Origin of the sequence: Pseudoalteromonas sp. HL-AS1, from assembly GCF_031198785.1 — a bacterium.
Lineage (GTDB): Bacteria > Pseudomonadota > Gammaproteobacteria > Enterobacterales > Alteromonadaceae > Pseudoalteromonas > Pseudoalteromonas distincta.
In genome coordinates this window covers 3,343,943-3,364,673 of sequence record NZ_CP133569.1, presented here as the reverse complement: position 1 = coordinate 3,364,673, position 20,731 = coordinate 3,343,943, and the positions used below count along the sequence as shown (strand labels likewise).

Sequence of the window (20,731 nt, the reverse complement as noted above, 5' to 3'; positions counted from 1 at the left end):
TTATGAAGAAAGTTGCTTTGCGAGTATGTTTGTTGTGTTTTTGAACTGCTGTTCTAATTGCTTTTTGCCGCTGAGATTAAAATTTTTAATAAGTTGCTCATCGGTATGGTGTTGTAAAACTGTTTGAATTAAAAGTTGCTGCTGATTGGCTGCTATCCTAGTAATTATAACAGGATTTTGGCTAATTAAACGCCAGAGAGTGGGTGAAATAGTAAAGCGGTTACTGCTGAGTTGCTGTGTAAATAACCTTAACGTATCAGAAGCTATTACCTCATCATTAAATGAGCGCAGTAATGTGCTAACCAGTTGCCATTCTAATGACTTAAAGTGGCTTAATAGGCTATAAAAGAGCTCGTATTGAAACTGTTTAATCAGTGACTGTAAACTTTGTTGTGGTGCATTAAGAGATTTAACAACTAAAGTTGCGTGCTCAGCAGTGCTTTTGTCGCGTTGGTAACCTAATTTAACAGCATTAAAGCCTAGGCTTTGCCAAAATTTTAGCAATTGTGCAGTGGCACCAAAACTAGCACCAAACCAAGTACATTGTTCTTTTACTTGTGACTCGCTATAGCTCAGTAATGCTTTTCCTAGGCCACAATTATGTGAGCTTGGATCAATTGCAATACGGACAACTCGCGCACTTAAATGAGTTAAAAAATCACTGTTAAAGCTCAGTTGTGCAAGTGTTTGCGCCATTAAATGCCCTTGTGGGCGGCGCTCACCATTTATAACTTGCTCAGTAAGTTCTTCACTTAAACCGCCTTCTATCGCGATTAAGCATACACCCACTAATTGCTTGTCTATTTTGCTGATAAATATGCGTTGCGATGGCGCATCTAACAACTGGCGTAAATCATTCACACTACTTTGATAATGAGCAAGTGCAAGTAAAGCAACGACTTGGCACAATAGTGCTTCATCAGTTACGAGTTGTTGCTGAGTTACTTCACTATGCTTAGGAATCTGCGATTTATTGCTATTAGTCTCTTGATACTGTGCATCAAGTGCTAATAAACTGCGAATATGCTGCTCAAGTGGATCGTGTTTAGCAAAACGCAGTGGCTCATCAAGCGTTACAACTTTAGAGGCTTTATAGTGCGCTTTTATATAGTTACTAAAGCGAATGGTATAACCCCTACCATTGCCCTCATACCCAACCAGAGTGCTTGCAAATACTATACGAGGGTAATGAGCTAGCATTTGTAGTAATAACGGAACAGGGATTGCTGCAGCTTCATCAACGAGTAGTAAATCGCACTCAGGTAGTGTGTTTAATAACGCGTCAGGTGCAACGTAGTGCAAGTTGGCGAGCTGTTTATGTTCAGCGTTGTATTGAAGGCTTAACTCTTGGGCTAAATGTTTAAAGCTGCTATGGGTCGCTTTAAACTGAGTGCTGCAAATAATTACTTTTTTATCAGTTAGTTTTGCCGCGGCTAAGCCAAGTGCTGCCGACTTACCTCTGCCTCTATCAGCATTAATGAGTAAAGGCCTGTTTGCACGGCCATTAGCTACTTTTACTATCTGCTCAATACAGTTTTGCTGTGGCTCATAATCAATTTTATTATGCATTACATAGCTAGCGTTATTACTAATACAGCCATTTTTTTCACTAAAGTGAAAAGCAGGTAACGGTTTAATAATAGTCGCGAAACGCTGATTAAATATGCTGTAGTCAATGCTCTGACCGTGTGATTGCACTGTACTTAATGCGGGATCTTGCCAAGAGCCTAAATCATCTAGTTCAGGCAGTAATAAAAACAGTATACCGCCTGCTTTAACGGTGCCGGCAAGTGCTGCAAGTTTATCAGGGTGGAAACCACTAAAACCATCGTAAACAGCATGAGCAAATTCTTGCCCTAAAATTTGGTGTGTGCGAGTAGGCCAGTACGAATTTTTAATCGCGCACTGCTTTGATACAACAAGTGTATTGTTTTCATCTATTAATGAGTTAAGTATTTCATAACACCAAGCTGGGCTGCCCGTGATCAACACTAGCTGACGATGATACGCGCCAGCTAATTGTTGCTCTAACTCATTTAGGTGTGCTTTATACCGCTTGTAATCGTGCATAGGCCGTTACTAACCATTTGCTACCAAGGTCGTCAAAGTTAACTTGTACGCGAGATTGTGCGCCACTACCTTCATAATTCAGTACAGTACCAATACCAAACTTAGCATGCAGTACGCGTTGTCCTAAGTTAAAGCCACTGTCTTCAAATGCGGCATGGCTAACTGATGCGCTAAAACGCCCAGCGGCAGGCGGGCGAGAAACCTGTGTTTTAATACGGATTTCTTCTACGCAGTCTTCAGGGATTTCGCGTAAAAAGCGAGATGGGCTATGGTATTTTTCTTGCCCGTATAAACGGCGACTCTCAGCATGGCTAATGTATAACTTATCCATTGCTCGTGTCATGCCTACATAACAAAGGCGGCGCTCTTCTTCTAAGCGACCCGACTCTTCGTTGCTTTGCTGAGAAGGGAACATGCCTTCTTCTACGCCTACCATAAACACTAGCGGAAACTCTAAGCCTTTAGCTGAGTGAAGCGTCATCATTTGTACGGCGTCTTCGTGTTCTTCTGCTTGTCCTTCACCTGACTCAAGTGACGTATGGGCTAAAAAGCCTTGTAAAGGTGAGCTGTACTCTTCGTCTTCAGGCAGCTCATACTGATCACAAGCGCTAATTAGCTCTTCTAAGTTTTCTACGCGAGCACGGCCTTTTTCACCTTTTTCGGCTTGGTACATTGCCATTAAGCCTGAGGTTTGAATTGTGTACTTGGCTTGCTCATGCAAAGTTAGATCGCTAATTTTATCTTCTATTTGTTCTACTAGTTCTACAAACTTACTTACTGCACCAGAAGCACGACCAGATAAATGCTGTTGTTCTACAATTGCTTTTGCGGCATACCAAAGCGGTAACGATTCTGCTCGTGCACAATCTCGTATATGGCTCAATGTTTTATCGCCAATACCGCGTGCTGGCGTATTAATTACACGCTCAAATGCGGCATCGTCTTGACGATTACCTACTAGGCGTAAGTACGACAACGCATCTTTAATTTCTTGTCGTTCGAAGAATCGCATACCACCATAAATACGGTATTTTAAGCCTTCTTGTAGCATGGCTTCCTCGAGTACACGAGATTGCGCGTTACTACGGTATAAAATTGCGGCATCTTGTAGGGCATTACCTGCATTTAACCAGCTTCGTAGTTTGCTACTTACAAAGCGCGCTTCGTCTAACTCATTAAATGCCGCATAAATAGAAATTGGCTCGCCGTCGTTACCGTCGGTCCATAAGCTTTTACCCATACGCTCTGAGTTATTTTGAATTAATGCATTAGACGCTTTCAAAATAGTTGCAGTTGAACGGTAGTTTTGTTCAAGACGAATGGTTTCTGCGCTAAAGTCAGTTAAAAATCGTTTAATATTTTCGATTTTAGCACCGCGCCAACCGTAAATACTTTGGTCATCGTCGCCTACAATCATGATACTGCTTGTATCGCCTGCAAGTAACTTTAACCATGCATATTGAATGGTATTTGTATCTTGGAACTCGTCTACGAGCATATGTGCAAAGCGTTGCTGGTAATGACGTAGTAACGTAGGGTTATTTTTTAACACTTCGTAGCTGCGCAGTAATATTTCGGCAAAATCTACTAGTCCTGCTCTATCACAGGCCTCTTGGTAGGCGGCGTAAACACGCAGCATCATTTGCTCGTTAATATCGTATGCTTGAATATCTTTAGGGCGAAGTGCTTCATCTTTTTTGGCGCTAATGTACCAGCCAAATTGTTTAGCAGGCCATTTTTTATCATCAATATTCATTGATTTTAATAAGCGCTTGATCATCCGAAGTTGATCGTCAGAGTCTAAAATTTGAAAGGCTTCTGGTAAGTTAGCTTCACGGTGATGAGCACGTAAAATACGATGCGACAAACCATGGAACGTACCAATCCACATACCACCTACAGGGGCTTTTAGTGTTTCTTCAACGCGGCTGCGCATTTCTTTAGCCGCTTTATTAGTAAAGGTTACGGCAAAAATACTGTAAGCAGATGCTTGCTCAACTTGCATAAGCCACGCAATACGATGAACTAACACTCGTGTTTTACCAGACCCAGCACCTGCTAATACCAGCATGTTTTGTAGTGGGGCAGCAACGGCATCGCGTTGTTTGTCATTTAAGCCATCGAGTAATTGTGAAACGTCCATCGTTACGCCTTTTTAATCAATATTGTGGGCAGTATAACAGGTGTTTTTGTTAGGCTAAATAAAATACTGTTTTTATAAACAGCTATTTATAAAATAGCCTTAAAAACGAGTAACTTGCTAATTTTTTAAACAAACAAAAAAGTGTAAACGCACAATAAAAATTGCTAATTTGACCTAAAGTTAGCAATTTTTACTAACTCTCTAAATCTAGGGTAATTTAACTATTTGATTTGTAAGCTTTAATAAATTGGCATAGAGTGTGTAAGTAAATAATTATAAAATCAAATAAATACAGAGGTTAGTATGGCAGATCAAGGTTCTGGCGGTAACGTAATCGCAGCATTATGTAATATATTTTTTCCTGGTTTAGGGCAGTTAGTGCAAGGGCGTATTTTAGCGGCTATATTTTTTGCACTCGCTATTATAATAAGTTACGCACTAATTTATGTGCTTGTAGGTTTTGTACTTGTGCCTATTATTTACTTATGGTCGATTATTGACGCAGCGCGTTATAGATCGCGAAGTTAACGGCTTTAAAGTTGAATAAAATAGCGCCCTTGTGGCGCTATTTTACTTTATATGTCCTGTGGTTTGCGGGCGTTTACGTATATAATTACGCAATTAAAGATTTACAGGCAAACCCTATGGAATATCAATTTATTCGCGACCCTATTAGTGGGCTACGTATTAAAATAAGCAGTGAACACGCTATTATTGGTCGCTGGCTAAACGAAGAAATAGGCAAAGACAAAGTAGCTATGGTGCAAGCGCTTATTGCATCGGTGAGTTCAAGCTATGAGCCGCTAACGCTAAAAGGCCAAGAAATAGATTTAATATTAACCAAAGACGAAGCACTATTTGAAGCCCATGCGCTTCATCAAGACAGTGAAGACCTAATAGCGTATCAAGATGACGATTTAGCGCTTGAAGAAAATGGTTTAAGTAGTGGTTGTGGCTTTGAAGATTTCATTGATTTAATTGATTCATGGGCTGAATTTAGCGGCTCAAAGTAAACTACATATTAAGATAGTGCTGATGCGTTAAGCTTCCTTTATCTGTACTATTACACTAATCAAAAACGACAGGAATGAATATGTCTGCCAATTTAAACAAGCTAGTAGTTATGCTAGAAATGCAAAACGCCATGAACACTAAAGTACATGAGCAATGGTTTACTCAAGGATTCGAATGGTACCGCGCTATTTGGGTTGAGTGTGCTGAAATGCTGGATCATCATGGTTGGAAATGGTGGAAAAAACAAACACCAGATACCGAACAAGTTATTTTAGAGTTGGTTGATATTTTTCATTTTGGTTTATCGCTTAGAATTGACGGCAAAACTAGCTACGAAGACTTAGCAAAGCAACTTGAAGCTGAACTTAGTAATGCTCAACAAGCGGATGACTTTAAACAAACGCTAGAAATATTAGCGGCTTCTGCTGTTGCAGATAAAACGTTTAATGCAGCTGCATTTGCTGGCTGTATGGCGCAAATGGGTATGGATATTGATGATTTATATCGCGGCTACGTAGGGAAAAATACGTTAAACTTTTTCCGCCAAGATCACGGTTATAAAGATGGTAGCTATATCAAAGAGTGGAACGGGCAAGAAGATAACGAGCATTTAGTTGAAGTAGTTAAAAGCCTTGATACGGAACATGCAGATTTTGCAAAGTTAGTATATCAAGGCCTTGAAGCGCGTTACCCAAAAATCTAGCCCAAGTAAACTACGTTAAATAATCTTACGATAGTCGGTAACACTCAGGTAATCGGCTATTTCGTTATGTGGTTGTTGGCTATCAGGGTTAGCAACTGCAAGTAAGTGCTCAATGCCGTATTCTCGCGCGGCATTTAATACCGGCATACTGTCATCTACAAACAAAGTGCGCTGCTTATTAAACCCTAAGTCTTTTTGTACTTGGTGCCACAAACTTTGCTGCTCTTTACTTACTCCATATTCATGAGTAGACACTACACCATCTAGGTAGTTATCAATCGCTGTATGCTCAAATTTCAGCATGACACTCTCAGGGTGGGCGTTGGTAAGTAAAATTAACTCTTTGCCTGCTTTTTTAAGCTCGGTTAAAAAATGAGGTACGTCTTCGCGCATTTTAATTAAATGCTGAGACTCTCGTTTAAGCTCCATTATAGGCAAGTTTAATTGCTGCTCCCAATAATCTAAACAATACCACTGTATTTGACCGCTCACAGCTTGATAGCGTTTTAAAATATCTGCTTTAGCTGCATCTAGGCTAATGCCTCTAGCTAATGCGTGTTGCGCAGGGATAACGTTAAGCCAAAAATGACTGTCGTAATGTAAATCGAGTAATGTTCCATCCATGTCGAGCAAAACGGTATCGATTTTTGACCAATTTAACATAGGAATTTCAACTTATAAGGTTTATTATTGAACTAACTGCCATGATAGCAAATTAACGCCAATGACACAGAAAAAGCACCCAACACCACCACAAATCCTCAGTAACAATGTTGTTGCTAAAAGTCGCCTGTTTACTGTGGAGTCTTTAGAGTTAAAGTTTTCTAATAACGAAGAGCGCCAGTATGAGCGAATTCGCGGCGGTGGCCGGGGAGCAGTGATGATTGTTCCGTTAAGTGCAGATAATGAGTTACTACTTGTACGTGAATACTGTGCGGGCACAAACAATTACCAGTTAGGTTTTCCTAAAGGCTTAATTGATCCGGGCGAAACGCCAGAGCAAGCTGCTAACAGAGAACTTAAAGAAGAAATTGGCTTTGGTGCTGAGTATTTTAAACCATTAAGAACAGTAACAATGGCGCCGAGTTACTTTAATGCCACTATGCATATTTTATTTGCTAAGCAATTATACCCACAAACCCTTATTGGCGACGAACCAGAGCCGCTTGTTGTTGTTAAGTGGCCATTAACTCAGTGGCAGTCATTATTATACCAAGAAGATTTTACCGAAGCACGCAGTGTTGCAGCTTTGCTATTATTAGATAAGTATTTAGCGTCTGGAGCTGCCGATGAATAAATTAATCGAACCGTGTATTGAATTAGCTGAGCGTGCTGGCGATGCAATTATGGCCATTTATAAAAAAGGCGATATTGGCCAACAAGAGAAATCAGATAATACGCCTGTCACCAAAGCTGATTTAGCAGCAAATGACGTACTGGTTGCTGGATTAAAAGCACTTGCGCCCGATATCCCAATTATGTCGGAAGAAACACCTATACCAGCACTCGCCGACAGACAGGACTGGCAGCGTTATTGGTTGCTCGATCCGATGGATGGTACTGGCGAATTTATTTTAGAAAGTGGCGACTTTGCAGTAAACATTGCATTGATTGAAAATAACCACCCTGTGCTTGGTGTTATTCATTGGCCTGCAAAAGGTGTGACTTATTTTGCTACAGCTAAAAATGGTGCCTTTAAACGTGAAAACTCAATTGATAAGCAAATATCTGTAGCGCCGCCAGAGAGCTTGACGCTTGCAGTGAGCCGCCGCCAAAAAATAGAAGCGGTGAGTCAGTATTTAAATAGTCAGTTTACAACGATTGCTATTGGTTCGTGTTCTTTAAAAGCCTGTACTGTTGCAGAGGGCAAAGCAGATTGTTTTTTAAGAATTGGTCCAACGGGAGAGTGGGATACAGGTGCTTCACAAGTTATTGTTGAAGAAGCCGGTGGTTGTATTACCGATGCAGAATTTAACCCGCTAACGTACAACCAACGAGAGAGTACTGAGAACCCTGACTTTATAGTGATGGGACATCCCGACTGGGAATGGCAAAAAATGATTAATCCGCATCAAAGATTGAGCGCAGAATAGTAATTTGGTTGCTTTTTGTTCGGTTGAACAACTTTAATTAGTTTAGGTCTTGCATTAAATGTTTATTCCTATATAGTAGCGCTCTCTTCAAGGCAGGCTTGTAAATATTACGAAAATGTTTTAAAGAAATTACAGGCGCGGGATGGAGCAGTCTGGTAGCTCGTCGGGCTCATAACCCGAAGGTCGTCGGTTCAAATCCGGCTCCCGCAACCAATTTCCTTAGGGATTGAGGTTACTGTAAACTCTAACTTAAGAGATAAAATAAAGTAGTCGATAGACTTAAAATATACAGGCGCGGGATGGAGCAGTCTGGTAGCTCGTCGGGCTCATAACCCGAAGGTCGTCGGTTCAAATCCGGCTCCCGCAACCAATTATTTAATTGGAAGCCAAGTTGTAATGTAAGCAACTTTAAACAAGTCTACAAATTTCAGGCGCGGGATGGAGCAGTCTGGTAGCTCGTCGGGCTCATAACCCGAAGGTCGTCGGTTCAAATCCGGCTCCCGCAACCACTGAAATAAATAAGAATGAAATGACACGCTTAAAGCGTGTTTTTTTATGTCTAAAATTTGGTGAGTGTGGTGAGATCATCTTCACTGCATGAGGCATTCACTTCTCATAAGCGCAAGCTCCCGCCCCCTGAGATACACTTTAAAATGTTATAAACTTCTTAAAATAAATCGTTATTACTTAAAACCTTGTTTGGTTTGTGTTAAAACGGCACAAATATTTTTAGGTTGTTACAAATATGACTGAACTTTACCACTGGTTTGATTTAATAGGCATTGCGGTGTTTGCTGTATCAGGCACTTTGCTAGCGTACGAGAAAAAAATGGATGGCTTTGGGGTCGTAGTTTTAGCGACAGTAACTGCTATTGGTGGTGGTACAGTGCGAGATCTAATTTTAGATGTTCCTGTGTTTTGGTTACACGATCAAAGTTACTTTTTTGCCATACTCGCTTCAGTATTTGTTACAACACGCCTTATAAATAAACAAAAGCCGATACCTCATTATATTTTACAAACAGCGGATGCGTTCGGGTTAGCTTTTTTTGCAGTAATGGGGGCGCAAAAAGCACAGCTTGTTGGTATGCCCGATATGACTGCGGTAATTATGGCTGTAATTACAGGCTGCTTTGGTGGATTAATTCGAGATGTGCTTGCACGCGAGATCCCTATGCTATTAAAGGGTGAGCTTTACGCTATTACCTGTATAGCGGGTGGTACTGTTTATACGCTTGGCATTAGTTTTTCGTTAGCAACCGAAATGGCGATGGTATTAGGCATGTTAATGACCTTATTACTTCGTTTAGCCGCTATAAAATGGCAAATCACATTACACGTTTTTAAATATCCTGACTAAACTGGTGTAATCACACCATTTACTAGGATAAGGAATGTCGTTAGCTCGTATATTTTCTCGTGCTCAAGTGGGCATAAATGCCCCTGAAGTTATTGTAGAAGTTCACCTAGGAAATGGTTTACCTGCTTTTCATATTGTAGGTCTGCCCGAAGCGTCTGTTAAAGAGTCGAAAGACAGGGTGCGTAGCGCACTCGAAAACTCACAATTTGGTTTCCCCGATCAACGAATAACCGTAAATTTAGCCCCAGCCGACTTACCAAAAGATGGAGGGCGGTTTGATCTGGCTATTGCGGTGGGAGTTTTAGTCGCCTCTGGGCAAATAGTGTGTCCTGATATTCATAAGTACGAGTTTTATGGTGAGCTCGCTCTTAATGGTGAAGTGCGTGGTGTAAACGCTATTTTACCTTCGGTACTTGCTGCAAAAGAGCAAGATCGTTGCTGCTTTTTACCTCTTGCAAACGACAGCCTAGCAAGCTTAGTTAATGGCGTTAAACGCAAAGCCGTAAGCTCTATTCAAGAAGTATGGGGCGACCTACTTAATCAACAACCCTTGCCATTAAATATAGAGTATCCCGACTGCACACAAGCCCCTGACTTTTTACTTGATTTAAGCGATGTGAAAGGTCAGCCCGGTGCAAAGCGAGTACTCGAAATTGCTGCAGCTGGCGGGCATAATTTATTATTTTTAGGTCCTCCAGGTACTGGTAAATCGATGCTGGCCCAGCGAATGGCAACTATAATGCCTACTATGTCGGACGATGAAGCTATTTCGACAGCTGCGCTTTACTCTATTATTGGGCAATCCATAGATTTAACTAATTGGCGACAGCGGCCATTTCGTAATCCACATCATACGTGCTCAGCTGTTGCTTTGGTGGGGGGCTCTTCAAATCCCAAGCCTGGTGAAATTTCTCTGGCACACAATGGCGTACTTTTTTTGGATGAATTGCCTGAGTTCGAACGCAAGGTACTTGATTCACTGCGTGAGCCAATGGAAACCGGTACGGTTACTATTTCACGTGCAGCTAGGCAAATGGAGTTTCCGGCGCAGTTTCAGCTTATTACAGCATTAAATCCAAGCCCAACAGGGAGTCATACAGATAAGCGGGCAACTCCCGATCAAGTTATGCGTTATTTATCGCGCGTGTCGGGGCCTTTTATTGATCGTATTGATTTGCAAATAGAACTACCTCGTTTAACTAGTGTTGAACTACAAAGTACTCAGCCGGAGGAAAGTAGTGCTGAGGTTAGAGCAAGAGTTGAAACGGCTTATTACCTACAACTAAAACGTCAAGGTAAGGTTAATGCGAGGCTTAATAATAAAGAAATGAGTGTGCACTGTGTACTAGCGCCAGCAGAGTTGCAGTTTTTAGCCAGAGCAAGCGAAAAGTTGTCTTTATCGCCACGCTCTTATCATAGAGTAATTAAGGTGGCGCGAACTATTAGTGATTTAAAGGGGGCTGAAAATATTAGTTTAAATGAGCTTAAGGAAGCTCTTAATTACCGTGCATTTGAGCGCCTTATTGCGCAATTAACTAAATATTAAATAGAGAGCATGTAGCCTTTACCGCGAACGGTAACAATACGTTTTTGATCTTTTTCGTCATTTAATTTTTTACGTAAACGACCAATCAGCACATCAACAGTACGATCGTTTGGACTCCAATCGGGCTGGCCTATTTCTTCTGATATTTTTTCACGGGATGTGGCTTTACCTGCATTACTAATTAAGCAAATAAGCACTTTATGTTCGGCTTCAGTTAAGCGTGATTCAACGCCTGCAGCAGTAATTAGTGTGCGGTTATCGGGGTGAAGCTTAAAGTCAGCATATTCTATAAATTCTTCGCTTTCGTCGTCTTCTAGGTTAACGGCAACACGCTTATAGAGCGCGCGCATGCGAAGTTCTAACTCAAGTAAATCGACGGGCTTACAAATATAGTCATCAGCACCTTGTGCAAGGCCTGCAATACGATCGGCTTGGGAGTCACGACTCGATAATACAATAACGCCAATATCGGTAAGTGTGTTTAATTCTTTTGCCAGCTGAAGCCCATCGCGCTTTGGCAAAACAATGTCAATTATGGCTAATGATATAGCACCGCGCAGGTTTACCCGCTGCCTTACAATATTAAGTGCATCAGCGCCAGTGGGGTCTACCTCTATTGTAAATTCGGTATCTGCAAAGTGATTTTTGATGCGTTTAACGAGTAGTTCATCGTCTTCAACCAATAAAACATTAATAGCCATAGTACTTTATTTTGAATGCTTATAGCTCTGTATGGTAGCACCAATAGGTAAATGCTGAGAAGGGGGTTTATTAGTTTTAAGTAACTTAATATTTCAAAGGTGTATAAGACGTTATTAGAGGATTAGGTTAGCACCTTTAGACTAATTAAAAGGTGCTAAATAATTAATTCTACTATTAATAAATCTGTATTAAGTTGTTATTTTAAAGGTTCAGGCTCAGTCATTTTTATACATCGAGTCCCACCATTGAGGCTCGTTTTTTAGCTTTTTATCAAAGTATGCGAGCATGGTGTTCCACCAATCAAATCGTTTATCGCGTGCAAAAATTTGATGGTCAGCGCCTTTGTATTCGATTAACTCTACGTCCTTATTAAGCAGTTTAAGCGCAGTGTACATTGTTAAGCTTTCGCCAACAGGTACATTGGTATCGCTATCACCATGAAGAAGTAGCATAGGTGTTGTTACTTTGTCGGCATGAAATACAGGGCTATGTTGGCTGTAAAGCTCAGGGTTATTCCACGGGAAGCTATTTTTTGATGCTTCGCCAGAATATAAGTAGCCCCACCAACCTTCACCCCAATACGAGGTAATATTAGAAATACCCGCATGAGCTATTGAAGCACTAAATATATCGGTTTTAGTTGCTAATAACATGGTCATGAAGCCACCGTACGATGCCCCTAAGTTACCTACTTTTTTACTATCAACATAGTTGTATTTATTTAAAAAGGCTTGCGTGCCTTCGATAATATCGTCTGCGGTGTAGTCGCCCCAGGCATTAACATGCTGCGCTGAAAAATTTTGTCCAAACCCTGTTGCGCCAGTAGGTTGCACTACATAAACAACATAGCCATTTTCTGCCCATAAGTTAAACGGGTAACGACCTGTAAAACCACGCGTAACTGGTGAAGTACCGCCGTAGTAATACACGAGCGCTGGGTGCTTTTTAGTTTTATCTAAATTGCTTGGAATGTAAACACGGCCCGTTATCTCAACCCCATGTTTATTTTTAAAATTAAACTCTTCTAATGTAGGGAATCGTGTATTTGCATAGCTACTTGGTTTTGAATCCCATATTAAATCTGTTTTATTTTTACTTACGTTCAGGCGCTTTAGTTGTTGTGGCGCTAAAGCGTTAGTGCCACTTAATAAAATTTCGGTATTACGGTCGTGTGAGTAACTAAATTGTTCAACAATATCCAATCCCGTATTTAACTTTTTAAAGCGCTGTTTATTTAAATCAAATAGGTAAAGTGGTTGAGTGTCTTGCTCTGTTACTTTAATGAGCGCATCGCCGTTTTCTAAAACGTGCAGTTGGCCAATAGCGGGGTCGAATTGTTTACTGAGTGCTTTTACGTTTTTACCGCTTTCAGTAAGTAGGTAAAGTTGCCCGTCGTAGTTATTAGCAAGCATTGCTTTTGGTAGTGCTCTGCCTGCGCCATTTTTAAAGTCCGGGCCTGCAACTACATAAATATCTTTATTTGCGTATTTGGCTAAATTAAACGTTTTGAATTTACCAAGCGATGAAAGCTTGTTTGATTTTAAATCGAGTTCAACAAGCTCTGTTTCAGGGTGGGTTGATGCCTGCATTGCCATTACTGGGCGGCTCATTAATACTTTGCCACGGTTACTATTTGAATCTTCAAGGCTGTAAGAAAGAGGACCTTGGCTAAGTGCTTTTGTTAAACCACTTTTAGTATCAAGCATATAAATTTGGCTGATGGAACGCGCATACGACCAGCGATCTTGCAGACCTTTATAGTGCTTGGTTAAGCTGTTAGTACTCTCAGGTGATTTAGACCAGCTAAACAAAAGACTGGTGTCGTTATAAAAGGTAAAGCCATTAGCTCCTTCTAAATCGTTTGCTAATGTTTTTATTGAGAAGTTTTTACGGTTAAGTTGTTTAAGCTCACCATTTAACAAATACACTAAATATTGGTTATCTGGACTCCAAATAATGTTACTTGGTTGGCCTGCTTCAAAGCGATAAAGCGTTTGATTGTCTGAATCTTTAAGTACAGTAACTGTATTTGCTTGATTTTGTGTTTTATCGCTATAAGTGCGAGTGGTAGTAACGTACTGCTTGGCATTAGGTGCGAGTGATAATTGGCTAATAGTAGGAGCATCAAATAGTTGTTTTGCAGATAAACGTTTTATGTGTGAAGTGCTGAGCGTAATTTTATCAATGTCGCTCTTAGGAGCAAAATCAAGCGTTACATCGTGCCAATTAGCTACTTGCTGGGCTACTATTAAAACAGTGTGAGTACTGTTATTTAAAGCTAACTTATAGCTATTTTTATCGCCTGTTTGTAGTTCGCCATTAATAAATAACTGACCTTGCTCAATCCCTTTTAAGGTAAGTGTACCTTGCGTAAAGTGGGTTGTTTCAATATTAAATTTTAGTGCCTGTAACCCACCTAAAGTGAGCGCATTGATTTTATTAAACGGCTGCCAGTTTTGTTTTTTCCCAAATACAAAAAAACTATCTGTGTCTGCTTGTAGTTGCGGCAATAGGTTGTTAATAATCGCACTGCCATGAGGTGTCTGAAAAGGCTTTAACTGCATGTCTTCGGCAAGTGGGCCGATAAACTGAATTTTTGATTTATCCAATGGTGCAGCTATTGCAGCAAAGCTTAAGCTGCTAAGCGTTAAAAGAGCTGCTGCGTACTTAAATAGCTTATTTTGATGACACCATGGTGCGCTAAATTTCATTATTATGCCTATTATTATTGGAAGTTTGGCCAAATATAGCATGTATTGTTACCATGCTCACATATCCAATATAGAGGAGAGAAAGTGACTTTACTGATAGTTTATATGGTAGTGGCGATTGTTATTTCGTTTTTATGTTCTGTGATGGAGGCTGTGTTATTAAGTATTTCGCCCAGCTATGTTGCATCACTTAGAAAAAAACACCCTGAGCTTGCTAAACAGCTCGAAAAGCTTAAAAACAATATAGATCAGCCTTTAGCTGCTATTTTAACTTTAAATACAGTTGCCCATACTGCAGGTGCAGCGGGAGTTGGCGCACAAGCGGCTGTCGTTTTTTCCGATGCGGCTGTAGGTATTGCATCAGCCATTATGACATTTCTCGTATTAATTCTTTCTGAAATTATACCTAAAACCTTGGGGGCTAATTACTGGCGAGCTTTAACCCCAAGTGTTACCTACGCTTTGCGGTTTTTAGTTATATCGCTAAAGCCTTTTGTATGGTTTGCTCAAAAGCTAACAAATTTAATGGGTCCAAAGCACGATGAGGCTTACTATATTCGTCAAGAGATAGAGGCAATGGCTGATATAGGCACGGAGTCGGGTGCATTACATCAGGATGAGTCCGAAATAATTCGTAATTTATTGCATTTTAGACATGCAAAATTATGCGACTTAATGACGCCTCGAACTGTAATTTTTAAAATCCACAAAGACTTAACAGTAAATCAGTATTTAAACGATTACGGCTCGTCGTCATTTTCTCGTATATTGGTATTTGATAAAGACAGCGACGATATCGTTGGGTTTGTGCATAAAAACGATATTATGCTGGCATTTCACCGCTTAGGCACCGATTACAAAATTAGCAAATTGATTAAGCCTATTTATACCGTACCAACTTCTCAGAACGTATCGTCGTTACTGCAAACACTTTTAACAAAGCGCACTCATATATGCTTAGTTGTTGATGAGTACGGTGACGTGCAGGGTATTGTAACGTTAGAGGATATGATTGAAGCTTTAATGGGGCTAGAGATTGTAGATGAGCGTGACCAATCTACTAATATGCGCGCAGTAGCAAGGCAGCGTTGGCACAAACGCTTAGCAAGTAGTGCACATATAGTTAGTGAAGAAGATAAACACACTCGGGGTGATAATTAGCTAACAGGCCCCGAGTAAATATTAGTTCCGCTTTAAGCGGGGCTGCCATCAGTTTTTAGCCAATCTTTAGCCCAAGATATAAATTCGTCTTGTGGTTTAGGGCGACTAAATAAAAAACCTTGTATGGCTAGGTTTCTTCTATAGTGCCTTAAATAATCGAGCTCTTCTGGGCGTTCAACGCCTTCTGCCACTAAATCTAAATGATCTTTATTCGTAATATTAAATAACGAACTTACAACCACTTGAGAAAATAAATCTGTTTCTATATGGCTAATGAGTGAACGGTCTATTTTAATTTCAGTAAAAGGAAGGTTTCGAAGCTGGTTCATATTAGTAAAGCCAACACCAAAGTCATCTAGCGATATACCAAAGCCATGCATTCTTAATCTATTTAGTGTTTCTAATTGCATGAGGCTTGAGAGTGCATGTTGTTCTGTTATTTCTATAATTATATTACTAGGCGTGAGTTGGTTTAATTCTAAAATAAGTAATAATTTATTAGGGCAGTTTAGGTCATCGAGCTGGGTTGGCGATAAGTTAAAGGCCATTTTAAAATCATGACCTAGTTGTGCTGTCATATTTTTGAATTCGCTGGTGGCCTTTTCAAAAAGAGAAAATGTAATTTGATTAATTAAGTTGTGTTGTTCGGCAGTATTTATAAAACGGCAAGGTAAAATAATATTGTCGTCTTTACTTGATAAAATACGCGCTAACACTTCAACGCTTTCAATTTTATTGTTATCCGCGTTTATTTTTGGTTGGTAAAAAGGCGTTATTTCATCGTTTTTTAATGCATCAATAAGCTCATCTTTTGAAATGGCTGGCTCTTTTAATAAAGTGTGGCTGTTTAATTGCGCCACTTTAGTAAGTAACCTACTAACCTGAGACAGTTGCACTGGCTTTGAAATATTACCAATGAGGTGCGCGTTATGTTGTTTCGCGAGATTGGCAGCTAAGCTAATAACTTTATGGTCCATTTCAGAAACAATTATTATACCGCCTTGATAATGTAACTCTCCTAAGTGGCGGATTAATTCCATGCCGTCCATTTCGGGCATATTGAGATCAGTAAAAATAGCATCAAAGTAGTTGATATCTTCTTTAACTTTTTCAAGCGCTTCTTTTGCATTCAGGTACGTAGTTATAGTGTTAGACATACCCAATTCGTTAAGTATAGCTTCCATAACGATCAAAATTGCTTTTGAATCGTCAACAACTAAAATATTAGGCACTATCTTCTTCACTGTTATCCCTTTCAATGTATCGCTTGGAGTTACTATAAAAGTAGTAGTGTTTTTTTATTTTGTCAGTATCAAATGCTTTTATTTTGAAAATAGTTACCTAGCACCTTCCCTCGTGTTTTTGAGCTGATTAGGTATACTAGCGCCATTATTTTAAACGGTCTTAATTATGATAAGAATAGATCTTACTTTAGCCGAGCAACCATTTTCGCTTATGCTGTATGGGCAAAAAATTGTGCAAGTGTTTCATGGACAACAAGCCATTACCTTTGATAACCCTCGTGAAAACTACTATCAGTTTACTCACGACAATAAAGTAATTGGTATTGATACTGGAACGGTGGAAGAGCAAAGCATTTCGCTTTTTGTAGATGATCAATTTGCAACACAACTTGCGCTACCAGCACCTACAAATGGCTCACCTAAAAAAGGCTTTTTAGGGCTAGCTGCATTAGGTTTTAAGCTTTTTAAAAGTGCTAAGGTAATTAAAGTAGTGCTTGCGGGGGCTTCTGTTGCAGGCTATGCGTGGTTATTTAGTATTGAATTTGCACTAATGCTAATTGGTTGCTTAGTCGTACACGAGTACGGCCATGTGCGAGCAATGAAATACTTTGGCATAAAAACCAAAGGTATTTACTTAATCCCGTTTGTTGGTGGGCTTGCTGTAAGTGACGATAAAATAACGACTCGTTGGCAAGATGTCGTTATATCATTAATGGGGCCTGCGTTTGGTTTAATTACCTCGGTGTTGGGCGTCGTTTTATATTACGCCACCGAGATGGAAATATTTGCAGGTGTTGCAGTTCTTAGTGCGTTATTAAATTTATTTAACTTGTTACCTATTCTACCGCTTGATGGCGGGCATGTATTAAAAAGTATTAGCTTTTCAATGCGTTCATGGATTGGTTTAAGCGTATGCTTATTAGGCGTACTATTTGGCTTATGGCTGAGCTACACCTTTGGCTTAATGTTACTGGTATTCTTTTTGTTTGTAGGTGCGCTGGAAATTGTATTTGAGTGGCGAGGCCGTCACTATTCACATTTAATGCCACTAGATAAATATGGTCAAGGTTTTTCAGCGGTTATGTATGCAATTGTAGTGGCTGGGCATGTAGCTGTAATGATGCACTTTGCCGATTCAGAAAATCCAATATTGAGCCTGCCGATGACTATTTTATCGAGCTAGTATTTATCGTTCTAGATGAAAACGGGCTGTAATATTTATTACAGCCCGTTAAACATTAATAAAAGCTCAATACCAGCGATATAAAAACCCCAGTCACAAACAACTGCACAACACAAAACCCCATAATATCTTTTGCTTTTAGGCCCGCTATAGCCAATACGGGTAGTGCCCAAAAAGGCTGAATTAAATTGGTCCAGGCATCGCCCCACGCAACAGCCATAGCAACACGTGATATATCGGCACCTAGCTCTTGTGCTGCAGGTATTACAATAGGCGCTTGTACTGCCCATTGCCCGCCGCCAGAGGGAACAAACATATTAACGAGTCCTGCACTTATAAAACTAAAGAATGGCAAGCTATCAGCATCTGCAACGGCAATAAAGCCACGTGATATCTGTTGTGCTAATCCGCTATCAACCATTACCGCCATAATGCCAGCATAAAAAGGAAATTGAATAACAATGCCAGCCCCGCTTGGAGTTGCTTGTTGCAGACTGTTAAGTAAATTATGGGGTGTTTGATGCAGCGTAATAGCTAAAAACAAAAATACGGCAATAACGCTATTAAGGTTTAAGTTTCCGCCAGCAATAAAAAAGTAATAACCTAAATATGCCAAACCTAATAAGCCAATTGTCATGCCGAGTAGTTTACTTTTTTCCAAATGTTGAGCGGGTCTGGTTATTGTTGTGGGCTTAGGTGTTGTCTCTTGTAAAAGAGCTGGGTCGATATATACGCTTTCTTGCTCGCTTGGCAGCATATAGCGATTAACGAGCGGCATAATAATGAATAAACCAACTAATATGGCTATATTAAAGCCCGCAAATAAAGTGTGCTCTGTACTAATAATACCAATGCTGGCCTCTGAAAAGTGACCATCGGTTGCGATAGTTAAAGGAATCGAACCGGCTAATCCGCCATGCCATACAACAAAACCTGAGTAAGCGCTGGCTACTAATAATCGATAATCAACACGAGTATGTTTAGCAATTGCCTTGGCAAAAAGGGCACCAATAACTAAGCCAAATCCCCAATTTATCCAGCTCGCTAAAAGCGAAATAAGCGTTACTAATATAATTGCTTTAGGTGCGGTGCTTGCAAATGTTGCTAGTTTTTCTAATAACTTACTTATAGGTGGCGTACTTGCCAACATATGGCCTGTAATTAACACTAGTAGCATTTGCATAGCAAAACTTAATAAGTTCCAAAACCCACCTCCCCACGCTTGTAATACTTCAATGTTAGTTGCGGTTGTAAATAAGCTCGCACTAATAAGAGTAATTATTGTAAGTAAAATTACAAATATAAAAGGGTCGGGAAGATAGCGCTCTACAATTTTAGTAAAAGGGCGGGCTATTTTATTAAGCATAAGCACAACTGTTTTGGTTATTATTTTAACGCTAATTAATCATGAAAAATCACCATTGGCAAACAGCATTTAGTCTAATATTTGCGGTTAAAAGCTTAAACATTGCTTAAAAGCATCGCTTACAGTAACGTACTGTATATAGATAATTTACTAACGAAGACTTTGTATTATGCCGGTGATATTTAAAAGGCTAGCGTTACTTGTTCGCGCTCATATAGATCAGTTGAGTTGGCAAGCAGTGGCATTAGCTATTTTGACTCATATGCTATTAACATGGAGCTTACTATTTATAGCGAATGAGAAAGCGTTAACCTCGCTTACTACCTTTTTTTACTATTACACAGTAACAACATCAACAGTGGGATATGGTGACTTTAGTCCAACTACTGATCTTGGTCGTTGGGTGGTTGCATTAATACAAATTCCATTTGGTTTAGCTTTATTTGGTGTTTTGCTAGGAAAAGCAGGACAAACTGTTACTTACTTAATTAGGCGCGCTATGACTGGTGATAAAAACTTTGCCCACAGTAACCACCATATTATTATTTTTGGTTGGCACGACACTCGTACAAAAAAGATGATTGATTACATTTTGGCAGATACGAAACGTACTGACCGTCGTATTTTACTCGCGGTAACAGAGCAAATGGATCATCCTTTTTTAGCTAACGAAAGCGTTGATTTTGCACGTTTAACGAGCTTCACTAATTTAGTTGAGCTAGAGCGGGTTGCTATTCGTAGTGCTGATAAGGTGATTATTGATGGTCAAGATGACGATCAGACATTTACAACAGCCCTGCGCATTAGTCGCTTAGTAAAAGATGATTGTCATATAAGTGCTCACTTTTTGGATGAAACCAAAGTTGAGATGATGTTAGAGCATTGCCAAAATGTAGAGTGTAGTAGTGCAAAATCAGCTGAGATACTCGTACGCTCAATGCAAGATCCAGGTTCGAGCCGTGTGCAAGAGGAGCTGCTATCTACTTTGCACGGCGATACACAATTTAGTTTGAAAATACCAAACGGATGCAAAGATATGGAGTTTGGTACTTTGTTTCATCATTTTAAGCTTGAGCATGATGCCATACTGTTGGGTGTTGCTCATAATTTAAGTGCGCAAAATATGGATTTAAATCCACCATTAGATTACAAAGTAAGTGAAGGCGATATTCTGCACTATATATCGGTGGATCGAGTATTAAGTAGTGAAGTAGACTGGTCGAGCCTAGAAAAATAATGAATGAAGTTGTATTTTTAATTGTTGTTTTAAGTGCTTATATATTACCTGTCGTTATTGTACTCAACAGTAAGCGTACACAGGGTCATGAAAAGAATGGCTGGCTAATGGGAATAATTATATTTTCTTGGTTAGGGTTAATGATGTACTTTGCCATTGTGCCCAAGTATGGGCACAAAAAGAAAAAGGCCAAATAGA

The 20,731-nt window shown here is 39.9% G+C and carries 18 protein-coding genes and 3 tRNA genes; 14 read left to right on the top strand and 7 right to left on the bottom strand.

The features are described 5' to 3' along the window. A complete protein-coding gene (locus RB214_RS15640; RefSeq protein WP_309167754.1) occupies positions 1-2,070 on the bottom strand; it encodes a GNAT family N-acetyltransferase in 2,070 nt (689 codons plus the stop codon). Next, on the bottom strand, positions 2,048-4,213 hold the full coding sequence (gene uvrD / locus RB214_RS15635) for a DNA helicase II (RefSeq protein WP_002963007.1): 2,166 nt from the start codon (positions 4,211-4,213) through the stop codon (positions 2,048-2,050). The genes RB214_RS15640 and uvrD overlap by 23 nt, the downstream gene beginning before the upstream one ends. 303 nt (positions 4,214-4,516) lie before the next feature. Between uvrD and RB214_RS15630 the strand changes: the two genes are divergently transcribed. The 3 genes from RB214_RS15630 to RB214_RS15620 all read left to right on the top strand — a co-directional run bounded on the left by RB214_RS15630 (position 4,517) and on the right by RB214_RS15620 (position 5,930). Beyond that, a complete protein-coding gene (locus RB214_RS15630; protein WP_002963009.1) occupies positions 4,517-4,741 on the top strand; it encodes a hypothetical protein in 225 nt (74 codons plus the stop codon). A gap of 116 nt (positions 4,742-4,857) precedes the next feature. After that, positions 4,858-5,226: a YacL family protein gene (locus tag RB214_RS15625; protein WP_002963010.1), complete on the top strand. Its 369-nt coding sequence runs from the start codon at positions 4,858-4,860 to the stop codon at positions 5,224-5,226. Between the two features lie 80 nt (positions 5,227-5,306). Next, on the top strand, positions 5,307-5,930 hold the full coding sequence (locus tag RB214_RS15620) for a dUTP diphosphatase (RefSeq protein WP_002963012.1): 624 nt from the start codon (positions 5,307-5,309) through the stop codon (positions 5,928-5,930). Positions 5,931-5,945: 15 nt separating this feature from the next. Here RB214_RS15620 and yrfG read toward each other — a convergent pair whose 3' ends face one another. Then, on the bottom strand, positions 5,946-6,593 hold the full coding sequence (yrfG, locus tag RB214_RS15615; RefSeq protein WP_309167753.1) for a GMP/IMP nucleotidase: 648 nt from the start codon (positions 6,591-6,593) through the stop codon (positions 5,946-5,948). Between the two features lie 61 nt (positions 6,594-6,654). Here yrfG and nudE point away from each other — a divergent pair, with 61 nt between their 5' ends. The 7 genes from nudE (at position 6,655) to RB214_RS15580 (ending at position 10,929) form a co-directional block, all read left to right on the top strand. Next, complete coding sequence (nudE, locus tag RB214_RS15610) at positions 6,655-7,227, top strand: ADP compounds hydrolase NudE (protein WP_309167752.1); 573 nt, start codon at positions 6,655-6,657, stop codon at positions 7,225-7,227. Next, complete coding sequence (gene cysQ / locus RB214_RS15605; protein ID WP_002963016.1) at positions 7,220-8,023, top strand: 3'(2'),5'-bisphosphate nucleotidase CysQ; 804 nt, start codon at positions 7,220-7,222, stop codon at positions 8,021-8,023. The genes nudE and cysQ overlap by 8 nt, the downstream gene beginning before the upstream one ends. 136 nt (positions 8,024-8,159) lie before the next feature. Next, positions 8,160-8,236: transfer RNA gene (locus RB214_RS15600), tRNA-Met, on the top strand. An 80-nt stretch (positions 8,237-8,316) separates the two neighbouring features. Then, positions 8,317-8,393: transfer RNA gene (locus tag RB214_RS15595), tRNA-Met, on the top strand. Between the two features lie 62 nt (positions 8,394-8,455). Next, positions 8,456-8,532 (top strand) — tRNA-Met (locus RB214_RS15590). 236 nt (positions 8,533-8,768) lie between these two features. Then, on the top strand, positions 8,769-9,383 hold the full coding sequence (locus RB214_RS15585; protein ID WP_002957915.1) for a trimeric intracellular cation channel family protein: 615 nt from the start codon (positions 8,769-8,771) through the stop codon (positions 9,381-9,383). A 34-nt stretch (positions 9,384-9,417) separates the two neighbouring features. Next, complete coding sequence (locus RB214_RS15580; protein WP_309167751.1) at positions 9,418-10,929, top strand: YifB family Mg chelatase-like AAA ATPase; 1,512 nt, start codon at positions 9,418-9,420, stop codon at positions 10,927-10,929. On the opposite strand, the gene RB214_RS15575 is transcribed toward RB214_RS15580, so the two are convergent. Next, positions 10,926-11,630 (bottom strand): response regulator transcription factor, encoded by a 705-nt coding sequence (locus RB214_RS15575; RefSeq protein WP_024605629.1) that lies wholly within the window; start codon positions 11,628-11,630, stop codon positions 10,926-10,928. The genes RB214_RS15580 and RB214_RS15575 overlap by 4 nt on opposite strands. A gap of 216 nt (positions 11,631-11,846) precedes the next feature. Then, positions 11,847-14,342, bottom strand: coding sequence for a prolyl oligopeptidase family serine peptidase (locus tag RB214_RS15570; RefSeq protein ID WP_309167750.1), 2,496 nt, complete (start codon positions 14,340-14,342; stop codon positions 11,847-11,849). Positions 14,343-14,426: 84 nt separating this feature from the next. On the opposite strand from RB214_RS15570, the gene RB214_RS15565 reads away from it, so the two are divergent. After that, complete coding sequence (locus RB214_RS15565; RefSeq protein WP_309167749.1) at positions 14,427-15,503, top strand: hemolysin family protein; 1,077 nt, start codon at positions 14,427-14,429, stop codon at positions 15,501-15,503. 32 nt (positions 15,504-15,535) lie between these two features. On the opposite strand, the gene RB214_RS15560 is transcribed toward RB214_RS15565, so the two are convergent. Continuing rightward, a complete protein-coding gene (locus tag RB214_RS15560; RefSeq protein WP_309167748.1) occupies positions 15,536-16,747 on the bottom strand; it encodes an EAL domain-containing protein in 1,212 nt (403 codons plus the stop codon). A 166-nt stretch (positions 16,748-16,913) separates the two neighbouring features. Between RB214_RS15560 and RB214_RS15555 the strand changes: the two genes are divergently transcribed. Then, a complete protein-coding gene (locus RB214_RS15555) occupies positions 16,914-17,930 on the top strand; it encodes a metalloprotease (protein WP_154903618.1) in 1,017 nt (338 codons plus the stop codon). A gap of 55 nt (positions 17,931-17,985) precedes the next feature. Here RB214_RS15555 and RB214_RS15550 read toward each other — a convergent pair whose 3' ends face one another. Next, positions 17,986-19,296, bottom strand: coding sequence for a TIGR00366 family protein (locus tag RB214_RS15550; protein ID WP_309167747.1), 1,311 nt, complete (start codon positions 19,294-19,296; stop codon positions 17,986-17,988). A gap of 169 nt (positions 19,297-19,465) precedes the next feature. Here RB214_RS15550 and RB214_RS15545 point away from each other — a divergent pair, with 169 nt between their 5' ends. Next, positions 19,466-20,533 carry a potassium channel family protein gene (locus RB214_RS15545; protein ID WP_309167746.1) on the top strand — a complete coding sequence of 356 codons (1,068 nt, stop codon included), beginning with the start codon at positions 19,466-19,468 and terminating at the stop codon, positions 20,531-20,533. Then, the gene (locus RB214_RS15540) at positions 20,533-20,730 is read left to right on the top strand and encodes a PLDc N-terminal domain-containing protein (RefSeq protein WP_002957905.1); all 198 of its coding nucleotides are present in this window, start codon (positions 20,533-20,535) and stop codon (positions 20,728-20,730) included. The genes RB214_RS15545 and RB214_RS15540 overlap by 1 nt, the downstream gene beginning before the upstream one ends. Position 20,731: the final 1 nt, after the last annotated feature.